This window comes from Methylobacterium sp. V23 (assembly GCF_002917135.1).
Taxonomy (GTDB): domain Bacteria; phylum Pseudomonadota; class Alphaproteobacteria; order Rhizobiales; family Beijerinckiaceae; genus Methylobacterium.
Window position 1 is genome coordinate 26166 of record NZ_PDHT01000028.1, and the last position, 15730, is coordinate 41895.

Sequence of the window (15730 nt, forward strand, 5' to 3'; positions counted from 1 at the left end):
TAAGCGCGTTTACGGAGCCTCCAAAATTGTTCTTGATATCGCGGTAGCTAAGTGGGTGGCGCGGGTACCAAGAGACTGTTCGCACAATCAGAACGTCGTCTAAACTGGCAATCGCGATGCAGGCTGCATGATAAACGCGGAGCAAACGCTACGAATTTGCGACATGTCCTTATTTCGATGCTTCTGGTTGCTGAAGCAGTTCAGCCTGCATCATGCGCAGGTAGGCAAGTTGTCGCCCGTAGGATTTGAACAGAGCCTCTGCGAGGGAGGTATCCTCACGCGCTTCGAGCATTTCAAGGATACGATCGCCCTGAGCGCTGACTATGGTCCGCGTGGCGACAATACGGGCGTTCAAGCGCAGTACGTCGTCGATCCAGTTCGTGTTCATGCTCACCCCCTTCTAGCCGAGATCGATCGCATCATCAGCCTGCCGCCAACACCTCGTTCCTCTGCGATGGCTCAGCGGATCGGTGGGCGCGCATCCGCATCAGAAGGTTCTCGATCTGGCGCAGTTCCGCCTCGACTTCGGTCGTGTCTTCGTCCCCCGCCAATAAAGTGGCGATGTGCAGCATCTGCTTGGTACGCCGCTCCTCTGCCTCGTCAATGAGGTGATCCAAGGTCGCCCAGAAGTTCTCCATGACTTCCTTCGTGAGGCTACCAGCCGGTCGGCGTTGGTAGGACAGCCCGTTGGAGCCGGAGACGCGTCAGCCTCTCCAGACAGGCGCCGAGAGCCTTCTCCGCCTCGCTGGCGTCCTGCTCCTGAAAGGAGAGCTTCAGGATTAGGTGAGTGAGCATCGCGAAGGTGTTTTCAGCCTCCGCGATGCGTTGATCCAAATCCAATGCAGGTTGCTCAGGCGAGGATTTCATCAGCGCCAGCTCTATCATTTGATCAGTATGACCCCGGAAAGGCTCAACTTGATCACTAATGATGATCAGCAATCCCATTGAAATCAATAGGCAATGAGAAATTGGCCAAGACATATTCACTTATGTTAGCGTTACCTTCAAGTGATAACTGGAAAAGATCGAGTTTCAGTAGCAGTCAGGAAAACTACCGGTTGCCTGACGCTCAGGTACATCAGGAAAGATTGCACAAAATTTAAAAATTCCGAGAGACCTGCGCTCACTGAGAGTTACAGAACCGTCTCCACCGCGGTCTCGTGAAACTCATGCCAAAGCCAGTAAATCGCAAGCAAATTATTCAGATCTCATCAATCATCTGGAAACCAACGTGTCTAGAATTTTTTACTCGCAAGGAACAAATGCAGCTTCGCTGCTGCGTTGTATCAATTTTTAATAATTGTGCGCAGGTCAGATTAAAGCGTGCTGGGCAAACTCTCGGATAATGAATCTACCGGGGGCTTACCGTGGATCAGATCTCAACGTCAGCGCCTGCTATCGTTGCGACACGAGCCGGCATGCAGCTGACCTTCAACAACGAGTTCAGTCGCTCAACGCTGGCGGACGGGGCCACCGCGCCTTGGAACACCACGTTTTTCGGCTGCCTGCGCAACCTCATCACCACACCGGAACAGTCTGAAGCAGAATTGGATCAAGATGATGCGCGACAGTCAAGCTTCTAACATACCCGTTTTTACTACAAGGTTTCCGGAGCTAAACCTTACCCGTCCTGTTTTGTGGATTAGTCAAGCTCAGCTTCTAAAGCGTTTGAGCCAGCGGGCTGCCGAAATCGCTGTGGTCGGTTTGGCCCTACTGCTGATTTGGCCGCTTCTTCTGGCGCTCTGCCTTGGGATCTGCGTCTCTGGGCTTGCTTGGGAGATGTGGAGAACTCTTTCCGCAAAGGAGGAGGTCTCCAATGGCAGAACTCGAGAAACTGTTCATACCTGAGTTTCTCGCGGAGGTGATTCGGCTCGCCCAGACGAATGGCCGCTTCCGTTAAGAGATCACCAGCGATCTCAAGGTCGGGCTCTCGATCTTGCGCACCTAGAACGACGCCCGGCGTGATCGGGAGATAGATGCACCGCCAGCCGCCCGGCAAGAAGAACATGTCCGCCGGGCTGAAGCGCCTGCGGCGCAAGTATCAATCCGGCTTTCCCCAAGACGCCCGGCGCATACGTCTATCTGTATCGGAAATACGACCTTACACCTGAGGCTCAAACCGGTCGAGCAAGGCTGCTTTAGGATTTAAGGTCGCTGATCCGAATGCGATGCTGCTCGGCTGGTGCCAAGCCTCCAAAAATCACGAGCAACTACAACCAAAAATCGCCACGCGATATACGTGCGTCTGAGAAAACGGCGCCTACCAGTCGCATGGACCTCGTCAATCAGCAGCATGATGCGCCTCCGCCTTTAGCAAAGAACGCCGCCGTTTTGATGCAGTTCACTGTCTGCGCCGAGCCAATTGGAGGGTGCTGGCACCTCTCCTGCGGTTCCTGTTCGACACCTGCCTACCAATGAGCTGTTTTCCACCGAACCACGGCCTCACTCTGAGGCCAACAGCAACCTAAGCGATATGTTGGATATTCGATCGTATAATCGACACCCGTTCTAACCGGACAACCCGACACCCACCCTCGAAGGCAGACGTGTCGTAAAAGGCTGACTGGTTTTCTATTGTCGTATAAACGGTCTTGACAAAACCGACATAATGTCGGGTAACGATGCAGGATGAACGATCACCGACATTGTCGGACAAACCAACCCCGACACGTTCGCTTCCTCACCCAGCTTGTCGGATCGAGGCGAACCACACCCTTCCTGAGCTTTCCAGAGCTACCCCAGGTCCCATAGCTGCCATGGTCGGTGTGGGAGGTCTGGGAGCTATGGTTGACGTGGAAGCAGCGCGGCGCGCGGCGGCATTGGGCGCGAGGCGTGCGTACCCGGAAAATGTATCTCACGGGCAGTTGCGACACTGTATTAGCGTGTGGCGAACTACCTAGACGGCTGGGAGCATTCGAGGCACCGTCCCTGTTGCCAATTCGGTCTCCCAGGATCGTTTTGCACCGAGAACCTTGGCCCGCTCCGGCGGGCCTTTTTCGTCTCACTTTAACGGTTCTGGTTTTTTGTCGTCCGGCAGAATGCGCCGGAGGTGGTCATGGATGACCCCAGCACTGAACGGTTTCTGGATGAAGCAAGCCGAGGCCGGTAGATCGCCCGGAGCGGGCGTGTGATGACCTGAAGCCACAACGATGCTGATGTGGGGGTGATCGGAGGCGGTCTTACGGGCCAGCGCAAATCCGTCATATTGACCGTCGAGCCCCACGGCAGTGAACAGCAAGGCGAGGTCTCGCCCGTGCTGATTCAGAAGGTGCATGGCTTCATCACCCGTCGTCACATCGAGCACCTTGAAGCCCGCATCCTCAAGGATGCTGGCGGCGTCCAGGCGTATAAGTACATGGCCTTCGACGACCAGGGCGTAGGGTGGGCGTGATGATCCGAGCCGGTGCATGAAGCGCTACGCTTGAGGTTGCCGATGGCTCCCCCAGTAGCAGCATCAACTGTGATCTATGTTAACTCGCAAGCAAGCCTCTCGGGGCTCCTACCGGTTTCAGAGCCACCGCATGCGCAGCGCGAACGCTGCGTCTTCATCCACGGGCTTGATCACCCAGCATCGTCCACCCCGGTAGTGGATCGGCAGGCTGAACAAGGGCTCTGCGGCGCAGCGGTTGACCGTGCACCAGCACAGGAAGTCGAGGGCGTCGTCGAACCCCTCGAACGGCTTCACGGTGACCTTCTCGTCAGGGCCGTGAACGAGGAACCCGGAGTCGTCTTGGACAACGGTCAGGATGATCGGGTTCACAGGTGTGCGACCCTCGCCTTCAGATCGGCCAGTATCTGATCGCCAGTTCGCACCGTCTCGCCTTTGCGGGCCTTCTTCGGCTTGGCAGCTTCACCCTTGCGGTATGCGTCGAGCATGACGCCCTGGTGCTCCACCAGCGCCTGTCGCAAGCCGTGTCGTAGGCCGTAGCAGAAGCCGGATCTGCCACGTTTTCAGGGTTTGTTAACCGCCTGAAGTCCGAAGCAGATGGCGAGCAAACGGTTCTGCTCGCGGACAGTCCACGCACCGGCAAAGCCGAAGCCCTTGCGCAGCCACAGCATGGCTTCGAAGCCTTGGATCGTGCGGCGCGTCGTGGTGAACGAGTGGAAGCCACCGATGCGGGGCATGTTCTTCTTGACCCGGAAGTGGTCGCTCTCGATGCCCTGCTGCAGGTGCTTGGTGACATAGTGGAGCGGCATGCGGGGCAGAAAGCCCTCCTTGTGGCTCCCAGCGATGGCCGTCGGATAGGTTCCGGCACCATCCGTGCCGATCCGGTCGGGTGCGAGCAGCGGCTGATCCGTCAGCATCTTGCGGAAGAAGCGCTTGGCGGCGTCGTGATCGCGGTTGGTGGTGAGGAGGAAGTCGACAGGATTGCCGTGCTTGTCGACAGCTCGGTAGAGGTAGCGCCACTTACCACGCACCTTGATGTAGGTCTCATCGATCCGGATCGACCCGTAGTGCGGCTGGCGAAACTGGCGCAGCCGCTTCTCGATCAGGGACGCGTAGGCCAGGACCCAGCGGTTCAGGGTGCTGTGATCGACCTCGACCCCGCGCTCCAGGAACAACTCCTCGATGTCGCGGTAGCTCAGCGGGTAGCGCAGGTACCAGAAGACTGCCTGCACGATCAGCGCCGCCTCGTAGTGCCGGTCCTTGAAGTCAGCCCGGGCACGCTGCTTCAGCTTCGCGGCGATGGCGGACAGGATCATGGGGTGGCCTCCGAAACGGGAGGTGCCATGCGGGCTCTGCGGGCTCTATGGTCAACGCCGGGTAAACGCTGCGCGTTTGAGAGAGGGCCCCTAGACTTCGGGCCGCTCCCCCCTTGGAGCGGCCTTTTTTCTTGCCTGTTGACAGGCGCTCAGTTGGTTACAGGCAGGACTTATAGAGCCTGATCCTGGCCGCCGACACTGGAAGGCACTCGGCGATTTGTTCCTCAGGCTTTACCCATTCCAGTTCTGAGGCCCGAGGCTTCCGTCAATGGCCGGCGGCCACGGCAAGATGGACGCCTGCCGCCTTCTGGACCGTGCTCAACACGCTGAACAGGTTGCTGGCGGTAGGATTGCCGGTTGGACTGAGCATGCGCATCAGGCTTTTGGACGAGGCGCCGGTCTCCTCGGCTAAACGCTCGAAGCCGATCGTCGCGTTGATGTAGTCGCGCAGGACCGCTTTGCCGGTGTCGAGGTCTCCAGCCAGAAACAGGTCGACCGCCTCGGTCAGCAGGGCATCCCGAAACGCCGGGTCGCGCTCAGCGCGCGCCTTTACTGTGTCTTTGAAGCTGCGGGTCAGGGCCATCACCCCTCCTCCTTTTTCCGTCGTTTGTACTCCGCCCAGTGCGCCTGCGCCTCGGCGATGTCGTCATGCTGCCGGCGCTTGGTGCCGCCACATAGGAGGATGATCAGCGTGTCTCCGTCCTGCCCGAAATACACCCGGTAGCCCGGGCCCCAGTCGATCCGGTACTCCTGGACCCCTCCCCCGACGCCTTTGGCGTTGGAGAGGTTGCCCCGTTCCATCCGGGTCAGCGCGACCGTCACCTTGGCGGCAGCCTGCGCATCCAGATCATCGAACCAGCTGGCGAACGGACTGCCGCCGCGGCTGTCTAGGAACTCTCTGATCTCCATCTAACATAGTACCATATACGTTACCAATCAAGCCTGCTCTGACAGGCTGCTGGTCCCGAGGTACACCGGAGAGGCTTTAAGAGTCCCAGCCCCCGCCCGCAGGCGCGGCAGGTTTCTGGGAGACAGCTTAGAAAACAGTAAATCCGCTTTTACGATTTTGTGGTGGATCGCCGCTGTCAGGCTCGCCCGGTGCGAGCCCGCATAGAGGGACAGAGACAGGTGGCCTCGGCTCATCACCGGGCGATGCTGTACGGACCAGGCCCCACGGGTACAGCCGCCAGCATCCCAGTGGGACCCTGCTTCGCGGTCTGCCCGGGATGGTGATCCCCGCTTTGCGCGCCACCCAGAGGGCGGTGCTTTCGCATCCGCGCGGCGTAAATACGACTTTATGGGTCTGTGCCTTTCCAGAAATGTGGCCCCTGCGGCACACTGTTCGCACAAGCCGTTAACCAACCGTTGGCAAGGTCGTGCTTGTGTGAAATCGTAATCCTACAGAAGCGGCTTTGCGGAAAATCGTAAAACCGGAAATGCACAAATCCAGAAAGGCGGCTGCATGATCATCGGGGTGCTCAACCAGAAAGGCGGCGTCGGCAAAACGACCATCGCCACCAACCTCGCTGCCGTCTGCGCCAAGGCGGGCAGCCGGGTGCTGCTGGTCGACGCCGACCCCCAGGGCAGCTCAATGGCCTGGTCGTCCGCCCGAGAAGCCGATCCGCTGTTCCCGGTGATCAGCATGGCTAAGCCGACCCTGCACAAGGACCTGCCGGAGCTGGCCGCCGATTACGACGTGGTGATCATCGACGGTGCGCCGCGGGTGAACGACCTTGGGCGTGCCGCGATCCTCGCGAGTGACGTGGTGCTGATCCCGGTCCAGCCGTCACCCTACGACGTGTGGGCCTCGGCCGACACCGTGCAGCTGATCCGCGAAGCCCAGCAGTTTAAGGAAAACATCAAAGCCGTTTTTGTGATTAATCGCAAAATCGTAAACACGGCAATTGGGCGCGATGTTGCTAAGGCGCTGGAGCAGTTCGATTTTCCGGTGCTGCCCAATGCCCTTTGCCAGCGGGTGATCTATGCTGAAAGCGCGGCACAGGGGAGGGCCGTGATCGAAACTGATCCTAAAAGCGAGGCCGCGATCGAGATGGCCCAGCTCGCCAACGAACTCCTGCTGACCAAGGGCAGCAGCAAGACCAAGAAAGAAAGGAAGGCCGCATGAGCAAGGGTGGCAAGTCGGTATCGTTCAAGGTGCCAACCTCGAAGCTGGCGACCGGTGCGGACGCCTGGATCGCCAACCGTGGCGCCGAGCCTGCGAGCGACCGGGAAGGGGGCACCGTGACCGCCCTGAAGCCCGTCGAGGCTGCGCCTGCTGAGGCACCGAAGGAGAAGATGTCCCGCTTCACCATCGACGTGCCCGAAAGCCTGCACCGCCGGGTGAAGATGCAGTGCGCCGCCCGCGGTCAGAAGATGGCCGACGTGATGCGCGACCTGCTCGAACGCGAGTTTCCGGCGTCGTAATTGCGCTGATGAAGAAATCCGCCTTTACGATTTTCCGGAAAAGCTGACGTGAGCGAGCCTGTCCGCCTCGACCTGATGCCCCTCGACCAGTTCGGGGCCTTGGGGCTGCACGCCAAAAACGACTACCTGCAGGAGCTCGCCGACACGTTCTGCGCCCGGACCGGCCGTGAGACGCTCGAGCTCAGCAAGGACGCCCTGAGCCGTCTCCGGCGCTTCTACAGCCGGCGCAGCCTGGCAGACCTCAAGGTCTCGCCGGAGCCAACCAACGCGCTGGAGCAGGCCCTCAGGGACCTCGGTGAGGCCGTCAAACTCAACGAGCGGCGCCCCGACATCGTCGGTGCCCTGACCGCCGAGCTGCCGGCGCCCGTGTTGCGAGAAGCCCCCGAGGACGACTCCCAACTCTCGTTCTTCGTGCCCAGCATCTACGACGCGCCGCTCAAGGACGACGTCAACCTGATGGACGTGGCGCCGTTCTCACTGGGCAAGGCCAAGCGGGGAGGGGAGATCCGCTACGAGCTGAAGGATTGCATCATCACCATCGACGGGAGCGCTTCAGCGGGCCTCGCGACGGTGTTCGACTACGACATCTTCCTGCACATGGTCACCAGCCTCGCCGAGGAGGCGCGGCGCTACCGTCTCAACCAGGACAAGGGCCTGCGCACCGATGCGCCTGCCCGGGTCTACCGCCCCAGTTCGTCGCATATCCTGAAGTTCTGCCGGCGCAGCTCCGGCGGCAAGCAGTACAAGGACCTGGAAGCCGCGCTCGACCGGCTACAGGGCACCCGCATCAAAATCCTCAACCTGACCGGCGGCAGCCGCCGCGAGGTCGTGGCAATGCCGCTGATCCAGACGTTCAAGGTGATCAGCAAGACCACCACGGGCAACATCGATCAGGTCGAAATCGGCATCCCCGACTGGGTCTACAACGGCGTGGTGCGCGAGAAGGGCAACCCACAAATCTTGACCCTCAACCCGGAGTATTTCCTGATTACGCAGGGGATCGGCCGCTTCATCTACCGGCTGGCCCGCCGCGCGGCCGGCAAGAGCGGGATCGCCCGTTATGGCCTGAAAGAGTTGCACAAGCGCAGCGGCTCCCTGCAGGGGCTGCCGCAGTTCGCCTTTCAGGTGCGCCAGTTCGTCAGCAGCACCCGCGTGTTCCCGTTCCCGGACTACGACCTGGAGATCGTTGAGGGGAAGCGCGAGGACATTCTTGTCATGCGCGAACGGAAGCCCGACGCGGCTGATGTTCCTTTAGGCAGTGGTGCCGGTGCGCCCGAGCTTCCACTGGCCTAGAGGCGTTTTTGTCAGCCATTTTTGTCAAAACCGTACTTCGCCAATGGTCCTGGTTGGCGGCTGAAAGTCCCCGCCAGCCTGTGGAAAACTTTTGTCAAAACCGTACTTCGTCAATCGAAAACCGTACATCACCAATGACATCCCGTACATTACCAATGACAAGCCGTACATCACCAATTCGGGGACCGTACATCACCAATCTTTTTAATTGCTAAGGTGCTGTAAAAAATCATAAATTTCTGTCGGCCGGCGAAGCGCAAAACTCCTAAAACTATTTAAAACCTAGAAAACTGTCTAAAACGCTGCACCGGTGGATAACTCTCCGCTTGTGCGCTTAATCAATCCAGCGCAGCTGAACCGCCCGAATCGTTTTTGACAAAACCCCACTGCGATGGTGACCGAAAAAACCCGCCCCTTTTCACTGCGCGAAAACTCGCTCCCCCACCGGATACGGAAGCCGCCTGCGACGGCTAACTCGAACTGGATCCGCCTAGCGACGGACGTGAAGAGTCTCTGCGAGACAGTGAGTGGCAGAACCAGCCTGAGCGGCGTCAGGAACCGTTCTGAGCGGCAGAACCGACGGTGTGAGGCCAGAGCCCTTAGAACAGCCCACAGCCCTCCTCAGAGGCGTTGTCACCGCGCAGAGCGCGATGGGGGATGATGCGGTCGCAGAGCGACCGCGAAACGCGAGCAGCAAAGGTGCCGTATCTGGCGATGAACTTTCGCCGCGGCTTGCTGGAGGAAAATTCTAGGGCCGCTGTTCCTGCGGACGTCGGCTGCCGCCAGCCTGTTCGCAGTCATGAGGCTGACGGCTGAACTGTCTGGGCCCCACCGGGTCGGCTGCGTGAGCAACGGCCCCATATTTGGGCCGGGCTTCCGGCGCTGCGTGCGACCAGAAAATCGTATTTCTGCAAATGTGGGGTTGCGGTTACCCAGTTTTCAGCTTTTCCAGCGTGCGCAGGTCCTCCTGCTCATCAAAGTACCGCTCCATCGCCGTCCGAAACGCTGGTTCGGCCGGTTCAGCGCGCCCGAACAGGGTCATGCTGGAGCGGAATTTCATGTCGTCGGGGGAGCCGAACACCTGGTGTGCGGTCCGCCCGGTAACTGCGTTGACCGCTGCAGTACAGACCCGCAGGCGCTCGCCCAGGACCGGATGCTGGAGGTAGGTCCGCGCCTCATCGAGGCCGCTGATCGCAAAGCGCTGTGCCATCGCGCTGAACCCGAGTCCGGCGACCTGCGGGAAGATGAACCACATCCAGTGATTGCACTTGTAACCTGCTTTCAGCTCCTGCAAGGCCTGCGGGTAGGTGGCGCCCTGAGCGTCCACGAACCGTGCGAGATCGAAAGGATCGGTCATGGCACAGCAACTTCCCAAGCTGACGCGAGGTCCCTCCCATGGCAAAGGCCACCCTGTTGCCAGAGTGGCCCCTAACCCTTCACGACCATCGCCATCCCTGGCTGTTTCGTAGCTTGAGTGTAAAACAAAAACCTAACCCTTCCAGAAAATCCTAGCAGGGGTTCGGGGGCCGGTAATGAGGCCCCCTCGCGCGCAGCGCGTAGAAAGGCTCGCTCCACAGGCGCGACCGCATCGCCCCGCGCAGCGGGGCGACCGTTTTTATGGCGTGGAACCCAGCTCCGTGAAGCCGGTCGTTGTCCTGTCCAACGGGCCTGTCGCATATCGTGCCGTAGGCCGCAGCAGAGGCCAGATCCGCCTCGTTTTAGATTTTGTTAACCGCCTGAAGTCCGAAGCAGACCCCGAGCAGCTGGTTCTGTTCACGGACGGTCCATACGCCGGCAAAGCCAAAGCCCTTGCGCAACCAGAGCATGGCCTCAAAGCCCTGGATAGTGCGCCGGGCCGTGTGGAAGCATTGAAAGCCGCCGATCCGGGGCATGTTCTTCTTGACCCGGAAGTGGTCGCTCTCGATGCCCTGCTGCAGATGTTTGGTGACGTAGTGGGCTGGCATGCGAGGCAGCAAGCCCTCCTTGTGGCTCCCAGCGATGGCCGTCGGATAGGTACTGGCGCCATCCGTACCGATCCGGTCTGGCGCTAGAAGTGGCTGGTCCACCAGCATCTTGCGGAAGAAGCGCTTGGCGGCGTCGAGATCCCGGCTCGCAGTGAGCAGGAAGTCGACCGGGTTGCCGTGCTTGTCGATGGCTCGGTAGAGGTAGCGCCACTCGCCACGGACCTTGATGTAAGTCTCGTCGATCCGGACCGATCCGCAATGTGGTTTGCGGAACTGGCGCAGCCGCTTCTCGATCAGCGGCGCGTATGCGAGCATCCAGCGGTTCAGGGTGCTGTGATCGACCTCGACACCGCGCTCCAGGAACAGCTCCTCGATGTCGCGGTAGCTCAGCGGATATCGCAGGTACCAGGAGACCGCCTGTACGATGAGCGCCGCCTCGTAGTGCCGTCTCTTGAAGTCGGTCTTCGAGCGCTGCTTGAGCTTGGCGGCAATGGCGGACAAAATCATAGGCGACCTCCGAAAACGGAGGCGCCATGCAGGCCGTATGGTCAACGTCGGGTAAACGCCCGCGCGTTCGCGTTTGCGACAGGGCCCGCAGAAGGGCACCCGCCGCGATGAGAGCCGGGGGATAAGATCGTTCGGTCTTCGAGCGTGTTCCTCCCGCTGCATCTCGGGCCCGGCTCGACGGCTACGATCAGGCCGTCATCAGGATCGTGTGCATGCCCAGCCTCTCAGCCCTCATCGTCAGCGCCTGCCTGTCCGGCTGCGTCGTCGCCGGGCTCTTCGTTCTGGCTGATGCCTCCGCTCGCACCCAACTGCAGCAGGCCGTGATCGCCTCCCGTGCGCCTCAGGTCGACCGGAAGCCCGTCGCTGCGCTTCCACGCACGAAGGTGGCTCCCCTGGACAGGCAGCGCCTGAGCGCAACCATCGCCATGATCAGCCACTCCGACGCTGAGTGAACCCACGCTCCCGTCCCTCGAGGCTGAACAATACGATCTGCCAGGGTGCGCCGGCCAGCACCTTGCGGATCGGAATGACCCGGCTGCGGTTCGCGAGCAGCAGAAGTACTGCCGCGCCGGCACAGGTGACGACGGAGACCGGCACGCCGAACGGAGCGGTGACGAAGTAGGAAGCAGCACTGCAAAAATTCGACTCTAAATACTGCGTCCGCAAGGAAGTCAGCAGTGTGCAGAAAACGACCGGTTTCCGCATATCTATGTGCTGATGGTCCCTGCCGGTCCGACACTGGGTGCGGCCTCCATCGCGTGACTGATCCCGGCGACGCTCCAGCTGTCCGTATCGCCGTCTGATTTCTCGACGTGATCGGAAGGATCGCGTGATCGCGCCTGGTTCCTGGTTAACCACGCTTGGTCAACACACATCGGGATCCGCAAAAAAGCGCGCCGAAGGGCTTTCCAGCAGTACAGGTCTGGACCAGGTTGAGTCGGGCCAGCCTATGCACGTCGCGTCCGCTTTAGAGAGCGGCCGCTACTGGTGTTAGAGCACCGAGCAGCGGCCTGACCACCGTCGTATCGAGTAAGGATACCACCATGGCTACGAGCCCCTTTAGCGGCGTTGCGCCGTTCGCGAAACCGTCCCTGCAGCAGAACTTCGTCGCTGCCGCCGATCCGGATCGGTCGCCCCTCCAGACCTGAAGCCCGAGAGCCTCACGCCCCCTGATGCGGATCGCGCTGCGCGCGATCACATCGTCGGGTGAGCGCGTGATCGCGTGGCTGCCGCATCGTGTGATGCGGTGAGCTCGCAGGACCCTCGACCACCTTCGTTGACGCCACCCGGGCTGTCCGATGTCCGCGCTCTCGCGCACTCGGCCCCGCCGCATGACGCGCCGCAGCCATCGCGGCCGTGTGCGTCCGCGCGTCTTTTTCCTGGAGACGACCGCTTGTCCTTCTTTCTCACCAACCCGTCCGCCGTTCACGCCACCTGCCTCGTCGAGCACGTCGACGGTGATCCGCTCGGTGTTCGCATGGCCACGAGCCCGGGCTCGTCGGCCGTCGTGCTCGCCGCCCCCTGGTCGCGCCGCGACGCCCTCGTGGCCGGGGCCGGGAGTTTGCAGATCGCCGCCTACATCCTCGCCGGCTCCATCGACCTCGAGGGTACCAGCTGGGCGGTCTACAACGGCGAGACGATCAACCTCGGTCAGCGGCTCGGGTGTCACGCTCGCGATCCGGCCAAGAGCTTCGTGACGTCGGTCTTCATCTTGACCAGCCGCGATCCGCTCTTCGGCAAGGACCATGTCGCGGGCTTGCAGTGGCTGATCGATGCCCGGATCGAGAGCACAGGTCGGGCGCACATCCTTCGGGGTGCACGTCCGAGCCGCCCCGACCTCGATGCCGCGACCTGGATCGGGCTCGAGCGGCTGCTCGACGACGCCCGCCGCGGCCTGGTGGCTCTCGGCTGTCGTCTGCTCGAGCCGATCCGGCCGGACCATACCGAGGCCCGGACTGAACTCGGACGCACCGCTTCATCCGCAGCCCGGGATGCCGTGACCGGACCGGAGCGGGAGGCGGCCGCTTCGACCACGTTCGTCGAGCGGATGTCGGGCTTGCGCGAGGGGGCGACCCTGGCCGGGCCGATCGAGCCCCGCCGGCTCTACCTCGTGCACCGCGATGTCTGGGCTCACGCCGTGGCCATCGATGGCAATGTCACGATCCGGGCTGGCTCCGAGATCCGCCGCAGCGGTTACGCCACTATGCCGCCGGGCATCCAGCTCGATCGTGAACGCCTGTTTGCCTCGGACATCGTGATCAGGATCCCTGGCACCGACCGCTGGCGGCTGACCCACGACATCAACCTGCCCTCGCTCTCCTCGGCGGCCAAATTCGTGACGGGTAGCCACGTCCACGCGGCGAGCTGGAAGCCGATGGCCTGACCTGAGATCCGGCTGCGGCTTGAACCCGACCGCAGCCGGTCTTCCGCTGCCTACCCCCTTTCCCCCTTCCGCATCGCTGCGCCACCTGCGCCGATGCCCTCTCGAGGCATGCCTTCATGAACGACGCGTCCGATCCCACCGCCAACCCGCCGGCGTCGATGCCCGCTTCCCCCCTGTCCGAAGCGCCCCTGACCTGGTGGAGAACGCTCCCGCCCGAGACCCTCGACGTGTTCGCACAGCAGCGTCTGCGCGCTAGCCTGCTTGCTGTCCCGGCCTTACAGCTCCCCGGCTGGAAGGCGGCGATCCAGGCCGATCCGGCCGCAGCGATCGGCGTCGCGCTCACGGTCCTGGCGGAGGGCGTCGCCCGCCCCGGCAGCCTCGACCTGGCGCTCTCGGCCGTCTTGGTCTGCGCCACCCTCGGCGATCCCGCGTGCCGCGACCTCCTCGTGCATGCCCTTGGCCGCCGCGCCCGGCGCCGAGCCGATCTCGATGTCCTGCGTCTCGCCCACGCTTGGCGTCACAGAGGGCATCAGGGCTCCTCGTTCATCACCGCACCCGGCCGTTGAGGAGGACGAACCCATGGGATTTTCCTCGACCTCACCCCTGCCGCTCATCGACGCCAAAGCTGCACAGGGTTTGATCCTGGCCGCCTTCCCGCGGCGCCTGCGCTTCTGCCTCGACACCGCCTTGCGGATCCCGGCCGCACGCGAGGGGATCGTTGCTGAGATCGCCGCACTGGTGCCCGAGGCGGCCGCCCTGGCCGTGGCCTGGAACACGACCGCCGCTGCCGCAGGGGCCGATCCCTGGTGCGATCCGGCGCTCGTTGCTGCCCGGGAGGCCCTGATGCGGTTTCTCGACCACCACGCTGCCGCGTGCGATGTGCCGGCCGCACGGGCGCTTGCCGATCTTGTCGTGCTGCTGTCCTGCGGTGGCGACGATACGGCGGCCGCTGCACGCATCGCGCTGCCACTCTGGCTCGAGGCCGAGACCCTCCCGGGGCTCGTCCTCCATCTGCCCGCCCTGGCCGAGGCCCAGACCGCCCTCGGCCTCGGGCGCCTCACCGATCGCGACGAGGAGGAGGTCGATGTCGACGGCCGGGACGCGGAGGCGACCCTCCTCGAGGCGTGGACCGACGCGCTCGAAGCTGCCTATTCGTCCTTGAACGCGGCGGCCTCGTCTATCGTCGCTGCTGCTGCCGTTCTCAGTCGCGGTGGATCCGCCGAGTTTCTGACCTGCACCTTGCTGGTGCGCGCTCTGATGCTCTTCGGGGAGCGCCTGACCCAGCCCATCGCGGACCAGGCCGGCGAGCGGGAGCGCTGGCGTAGGCGCAAGGCCGAGGCGGCCTTGGCGAAGGCCGTGGCGGAACACCGTAAGTCGTCGCAGGCCTTGCGCGCCTCGCCTCGAGTCTCTCCCGCTCCGGCGCAAGCCATTTCGATCCCGGTCGGACAGGTCCTCGTGGTCGCCGAGGTCCGAGAGACTGGGACCGATCGCGGTCGCAGCGTGACCAAGGGCTACGAGGCGATCATCGGCAAGCCGGTTCCGCTCGCGCCCGTGCCGGACTTACGAGAGTTGCGCGCAGCTCTGCGGTTCGAGTTCCCGTACGCGACCGATCTGATCGATCGCCTCCTCGTTAATCTGAACAACGGGAGCCATGTCGGACTCAACCCCACGGTCATTTTAGGCAGGCCAGGCGTCGGCAAGAGCAGGCTGATTTCGCGGATAGCCCATCATCTCGGCGTCGGGCTCTGGCGGGTCGACGCGACTCACGACAGCGGGGCGGCGATCGGCGGTCTGGATCGCCGTTGGTCGTCCACCGAGCCGGCCCACCCCGTGATGGCGATCGCACGGTACGGTGTGGCCAACCCGCTCATGCTCGTCGACGAAATCGAGAAGGCCTCGACGCGCCGCGATTATGGGAGGCTCTGGGACAGCCTCCTGCCGATGCTCGAACCGGAGACCGCGAGGGCCTATCCGGATCCGGCGTTTCAGGCGTCGGTGGACATCAGCCACGTGAGTTGGCTTTTCACGGCCAACGACATCGCCCCTCTGCCGGGCCCGCTGCTCGACCGTTTGCGGGTGATCGAGATGCCGGCCCCGACCGCCACCGACCTCGAGGCTCTGTTGCTGCCTGTACTGGCTGGGATCGCGGCGAGCCAAGGCCTGGATCCGCGCTTCCTGGCGACGCTCGACAACGAGGAGATCGCTGCGGTCCGTCGGGCTTGGCCGGGCGGCTCGATCCGTCGCCTCACCAGGCTCGTCGAGACGGTGGTCGCAGCGCGTGAAGCCTTCGGTCCGCGGCACTGATCGACGTTTTGTTCTTCCGCCGCCGGCTTCCGCGAGAGCTGGTGGCGGACATCGGAAATTGGTTCCATGAAGGTCTGCGGCTGGCCGTATCTGACCTCGACAGAATGCAAGAGGCGTTGCGTTCCCCTATCGTGATTGGCGCGAGCGCCTC

At 62.3% G+C, this 15730-nt stretch carries 19 protein-coding genes and 1 pseudogene; 8 read left to right on the forward strand and 12 right to left on the reverse strand.

Features of this window, described 5'->3' with window-relative positions; genetic code table 11:
* Window positions 1-169: 169 nt before the first annotated feature.
* From CRT23_RS21380 to CRT23_RS21390, 3 genes are read right to left on the reverse strand one after another with little or no spacing between them, the layout of a single operon-like run.
* Entirely contained in the window at window positions 170-388 is a 219-nt protein-coding gene (locus CRT23_RS21380; protein WP_103711699.1) for a hypothetical protein, read from the reverse strand.
* Between the two features lie 34 nt (window positions 389-422).
* Window positions 423-638 (reverse strand): hypothetical protein, encoded by a 216-nt coding sequence (locus CRT23_RS21385; protein WP_103711700.1) that lies wholly within the window; start codon window positions 636-638, stop codon window positions 423-425.
* Between the two features lie 16 nt (window positions 639-654).
* Window positions 655-939, reverse strand: a complete 285-nt coding sequence (locus CRT23_RS21390) for a hypothetical protein (RefSeq protein ID WP_146056451.1) — start codon at window positions 937-939, stop codon at window positions 655-657.
* A gap of 479 nt (window positions 940-1418) precedes the next feature.
* Here CRT23_RS21390 and CRT23_RS28595 point away from each other — a divergent pair, with 479 nt between their 5' ends.
* Window positions 1419-1583, forward strand: a complete 165-nt coding sequence (locus CRT23_RS28595; protein ID WP_181017419.1) for a hypothetical protein — start codon at window positions 1419-1421, stop codon at window positions 1581-1583.
* Between the two features lie 1418 nt (window positions 1584-3001).
* Here the strand turns inward: CRT23_RS28595 and CRT23_RS21395 are convergent.
* The 6 genes from CRT23_RS21395 to CRT23_RS21415 form a co-directional block, all read right to left on the reverse strand.
* Window positions 3002-3409, reverse strand: a complete 408-nt coding sequence (locus tag CRT23_RS21395) for a response regulator (protein WP_103711702.1) — start codon at window positions 3407-3409, stop codon at window positions 3002-3004.
* Between the two features lie 99 nt (window positions 3410-3508).
* The gene (locus CRT23_RS21400) at window positions 3509-3760 is read right to left on the reverse strand and encodes a hypothetical protein (protein WP_103711703.1); all 252 of its coding nucleotides are present in this window, start codon (window positions 3758-3760) and stop codon (window positions 3509-3511) included.
* Window positions 3757-3909: a hypothetical protein gene (locus CRT23_RS28600; RefSeq protein ID WP_181017420.1), complete on the reverse strand. Its 153-nt coding sequence runs from the start codon at window positions 3907-3909 to the stop codon at window positions 3757-3759. The genes CRT23_RS21400 and CRT23_RS28600 overlap by 4 nt, the downstream gene beginning before the upstream one ends.
* Before the next feature lie 42 nt (window positions 3910-3951).
* Entirely contained in the window at window positions 3952-4704 is a 753-nt protein-coding gene (locus tag CRT23_RS21405; protein ID WP_103711704.1) for an IS6 family transposase, read from the reverse strand.
* 265 nt (window positions 4705-4969) lie between these two features.
* A complete protein-coding gene (locus CRT23_RS21410) occupies window positions 4970-5287 on the reverse strand; it encodes a transcriptional regulator (protein ID WP_103711705.1) in 318 nt (105 codons plus the stop codon).
* Window positions 5287-5613 carry a type II toxin-antitoxin system RelE/ParE family toxin gene (locus CRT23_RS21415; protein ID WP_103711706.1) on the reverse strand — a complete coding sequence of 109 codons (327 nt, stop codon included), beginning with the start codon at window positions 5611-5613 and terminating at the stop codon, window positions 5287-5289. The genes CRT23_RS21410 and CRT23_RS21415 overlap by 1 nt, the downstream gene beginning before the upstream one ends.
* A gap of 553 nt (window positions 5614-6166) precedes the next feature.
* Here CRT23_RS21415 and parA point away from each other — a divergent pair.
* Genes parA through CRT23_RS21430 form a run of 3 tightly spaced genes read left to right on the forward strand, consistent with a single transcriptional unit; the run spans window position 6167 to window position 8421 of the window.
* On the forward strand, window positions 6167-6829 hold the full coding sequence (parA, locus tag CRT23_RS21420) for a ParA family partition ATPase (RefSeq protein WP_103711707.1): 663 nt from the start codon (window positions 6167-6169) through the stop codon (window positions 6827-6829).
* A complete protein-coding gene (locus CRT23_RS21425; RefSeq protein WP_103711708.1) occupies window positions 6826-7128 on the forward strand; it encodes a hypothetical protein in 303 nt (100 codons plus the stop codon). The genes parA and CRT23_RS21425 overlap by 4 nt, the downstream gene beginning before the upstream one ends.
* Before the next feature lie 48 nt (window positions 7129-7176).
* Window positions 7177-8421, forward strand: a complete 1245-nt coding sequence (locus CRT23_RS21430) for a replication initiator protein A (protein ID WP_103711709.1) — start codon at window positions 7177-7179, stop codon at window positions 8419-8421.
* Between the two features lie 928 nt (window positions 8422-9349).
* Here CRT23_RS21430 and CRT23_RS21435 read toward each other — a convergent pair.
* Both CRT23_RS21435 and CRT23_RS21440 read right to left on the reverse strand, forming a co-directional pair.
* The gene (locus tag CRT23_RS21435) at window positions 9350-9778 is read right to left on the reverse strand and encodes a DUF1810 domain-containing protein (protein WP_103711710.1); all 429 of its coding nucleotides are present in this window, start codon (window positions 9776-9778) and stop codon (window positions 9350-9352) included.
* 361 nt (window positions 9779-10139) lie between these two features.
* Window positions 10140-10892 (reverse strand): IS6 family transposase, encoded by a 753-nt coding sequence (locus CRT23_RS21440; RefSeq protein ID WP_103711711.1) that lies wholly within the window; start codon window positions 10890-10892, stop codon window positions 10140-10142.
* Between the two features lie 212 nt (window positions 10893-11104).
* Here CRT23_RS21440 and CRT23_RS21445 point away from each other — a divergent pair, with 212 nt between their 5' ends.
* On the forward strand, window positions 11105-11344 hold the full coding sequence (locus CRT23_RS21445) for a hypothetical protein (RefSeq protein WP_103711712.1): 240 nt from the start codon (window positions 11105-11107) through the stop codon (window positions 11342-11344).
* A gap of 19 nt (window positions 11345-11363) precedes the next feature.
* Here the strand turns inward: CRT23_RS21445 and CRT23_RS21450 are convergent.
* Window positions 11364-11516 (reverse strand): annotated as a pseudogene (locus tag CRT23_RS21450) (ArsB/NhaD family transporter); the annotation flags it as partial.
* Window positions 11517-12285: 769 nt separating this feature from the next.
* Here CRT23_RS21450 and CRT23_RS21455 point away from each other — a divergent pair.
* The 3 genes from CRT23_RS21455 (at window position 12286) to CRT23_RS29270 (ending at window position 15579) form a co-directional block, all read left to right on the forward strand.
* Window positions 12286-13275 (forward strand): hypothetical protein, encoded by a 990-nt coding sequence (locus tag CRT23_RS21455; RefSeq protein WP_103711713.1) that lies wholly within the window; start codon window positions 12286-12288, stop codon window positions 13273-13275.
* Between the two features lie 116 nt (window positions 13276-13391).
* Window positions 13392-13841, forward strand: coding sequence for a hypothetical protein (locus CRT23_RS21460; RefSeq protein ID WP_103711714.1), 450 nt, complete (start codon window positions 13392-13394; stop codon window positions 13839-13841).
* A 121-nt stretch (window positions 13842-13962) separates the two neighbouring features.
* Window positions 13963-15579, forward strand: coding sequence for an AAA family ATPase (locus tag CRT23_RS29270; RefSeq protein WP_245436459.1), 1617 nt, complete (start codon window positions 13963-13965; stop codon window positions 15577-15579).
* Window positions 15580-15730: the final 151 nt, after the last annotated feature.

Bases quoted from the DNA above. Each gene is read 5' to 3' on its own strand.
- CRT23_RS21415 (WP_103711706.1), bottom strand. From the start codon at position 5,613: ATGGAGATCAGAGAGTTCCTAGACAGCCGCGGCGGCAGTCCGTTCGCC.
- CRT23_RS21445 (WP_103711712.1), top strand. From the start codon at position 11,105: ATGCCCAGCCTCTCAGCCCTCATCGTCAGCGCCTGCCTGTCCGGCTGC.
- CRT23_RS21405 (WP_103711704.1), bottom strand. From the start codon at position 4,704: ATGATCCTGTCCGCCATCGCCGCGAAGCTGAAGCAGCGTGCCCGGGCT.
- CRT23_RS21460 (WP_103711714.1), top strand. From the start codon at position 13,392: ATGAACGACGCGTCCGATCCCACCGCCAACCCGCCGGCGTCGATGCCC.
- CRT23_RS28595 (WP_181017419.1), top strand. From the start codon at position 1,419: ATGCAGCTGACCTTCAACAACGAGTTCAGTCGCTCAACGCTGGCGGAC.
- CRT23_RS21385 (WP_103711700.1), bottom strand. From the start codon at position 638: ATGGAGAACTTCTGGGCGACCTTGGATCACCTCATTGACGAGGCAGAG.
- CRT23_RS21410 (WP_103711705.1), bottom strand. From the start codon at position 5,287: ATGGCCCTGACCCGCAGCTTCAAAGACACAGTAAAGGCGCGCGCTGAG.
- CRT23_RS21380 (WP_103711699.1), bottom strand. From the start codon at position 388: ATGAACACGAACTGGATCGACGACGTACTGCGCTTGAACGCCCGTATT.
- CRT23_RS21440 (WP_103711711.1), bottom strand. From the start codon at position 10,892: ATGATTTTGTCCGCCATTGCCGCCAAGCTCAAGCAGCGCTCGAAGACC.
- parA (WP_103711707.1), top strand. From the start codon at position 6,167: ATGATCATCGGGGTGCTCAACCAGAAAGGCGGCGTCGGCAAAACGACC.
- CRT23_RS21435 (WP_103711710.1), bottom strand. From the start codon at position 9,778: ATGACCGATCCTTTCGATCTCGCACGGTTCGTGGACGCTCAGGGCGCC.
- CRT23_RS21395 (WP_103711702.1), bottom strand. From the start codon at position 3,409: ATGCACCGGCTCGGATCATCACGCCCACCCTACGCCCTGGTCGTCGAA.
- CRT23_RS21425 (WP_103711708.1), top strand. From the start codon at position 6,826: ATGAGCAAGGGTGGCAAGTCGGTATCGTTCAAGGTGCCAACCTCGAAG.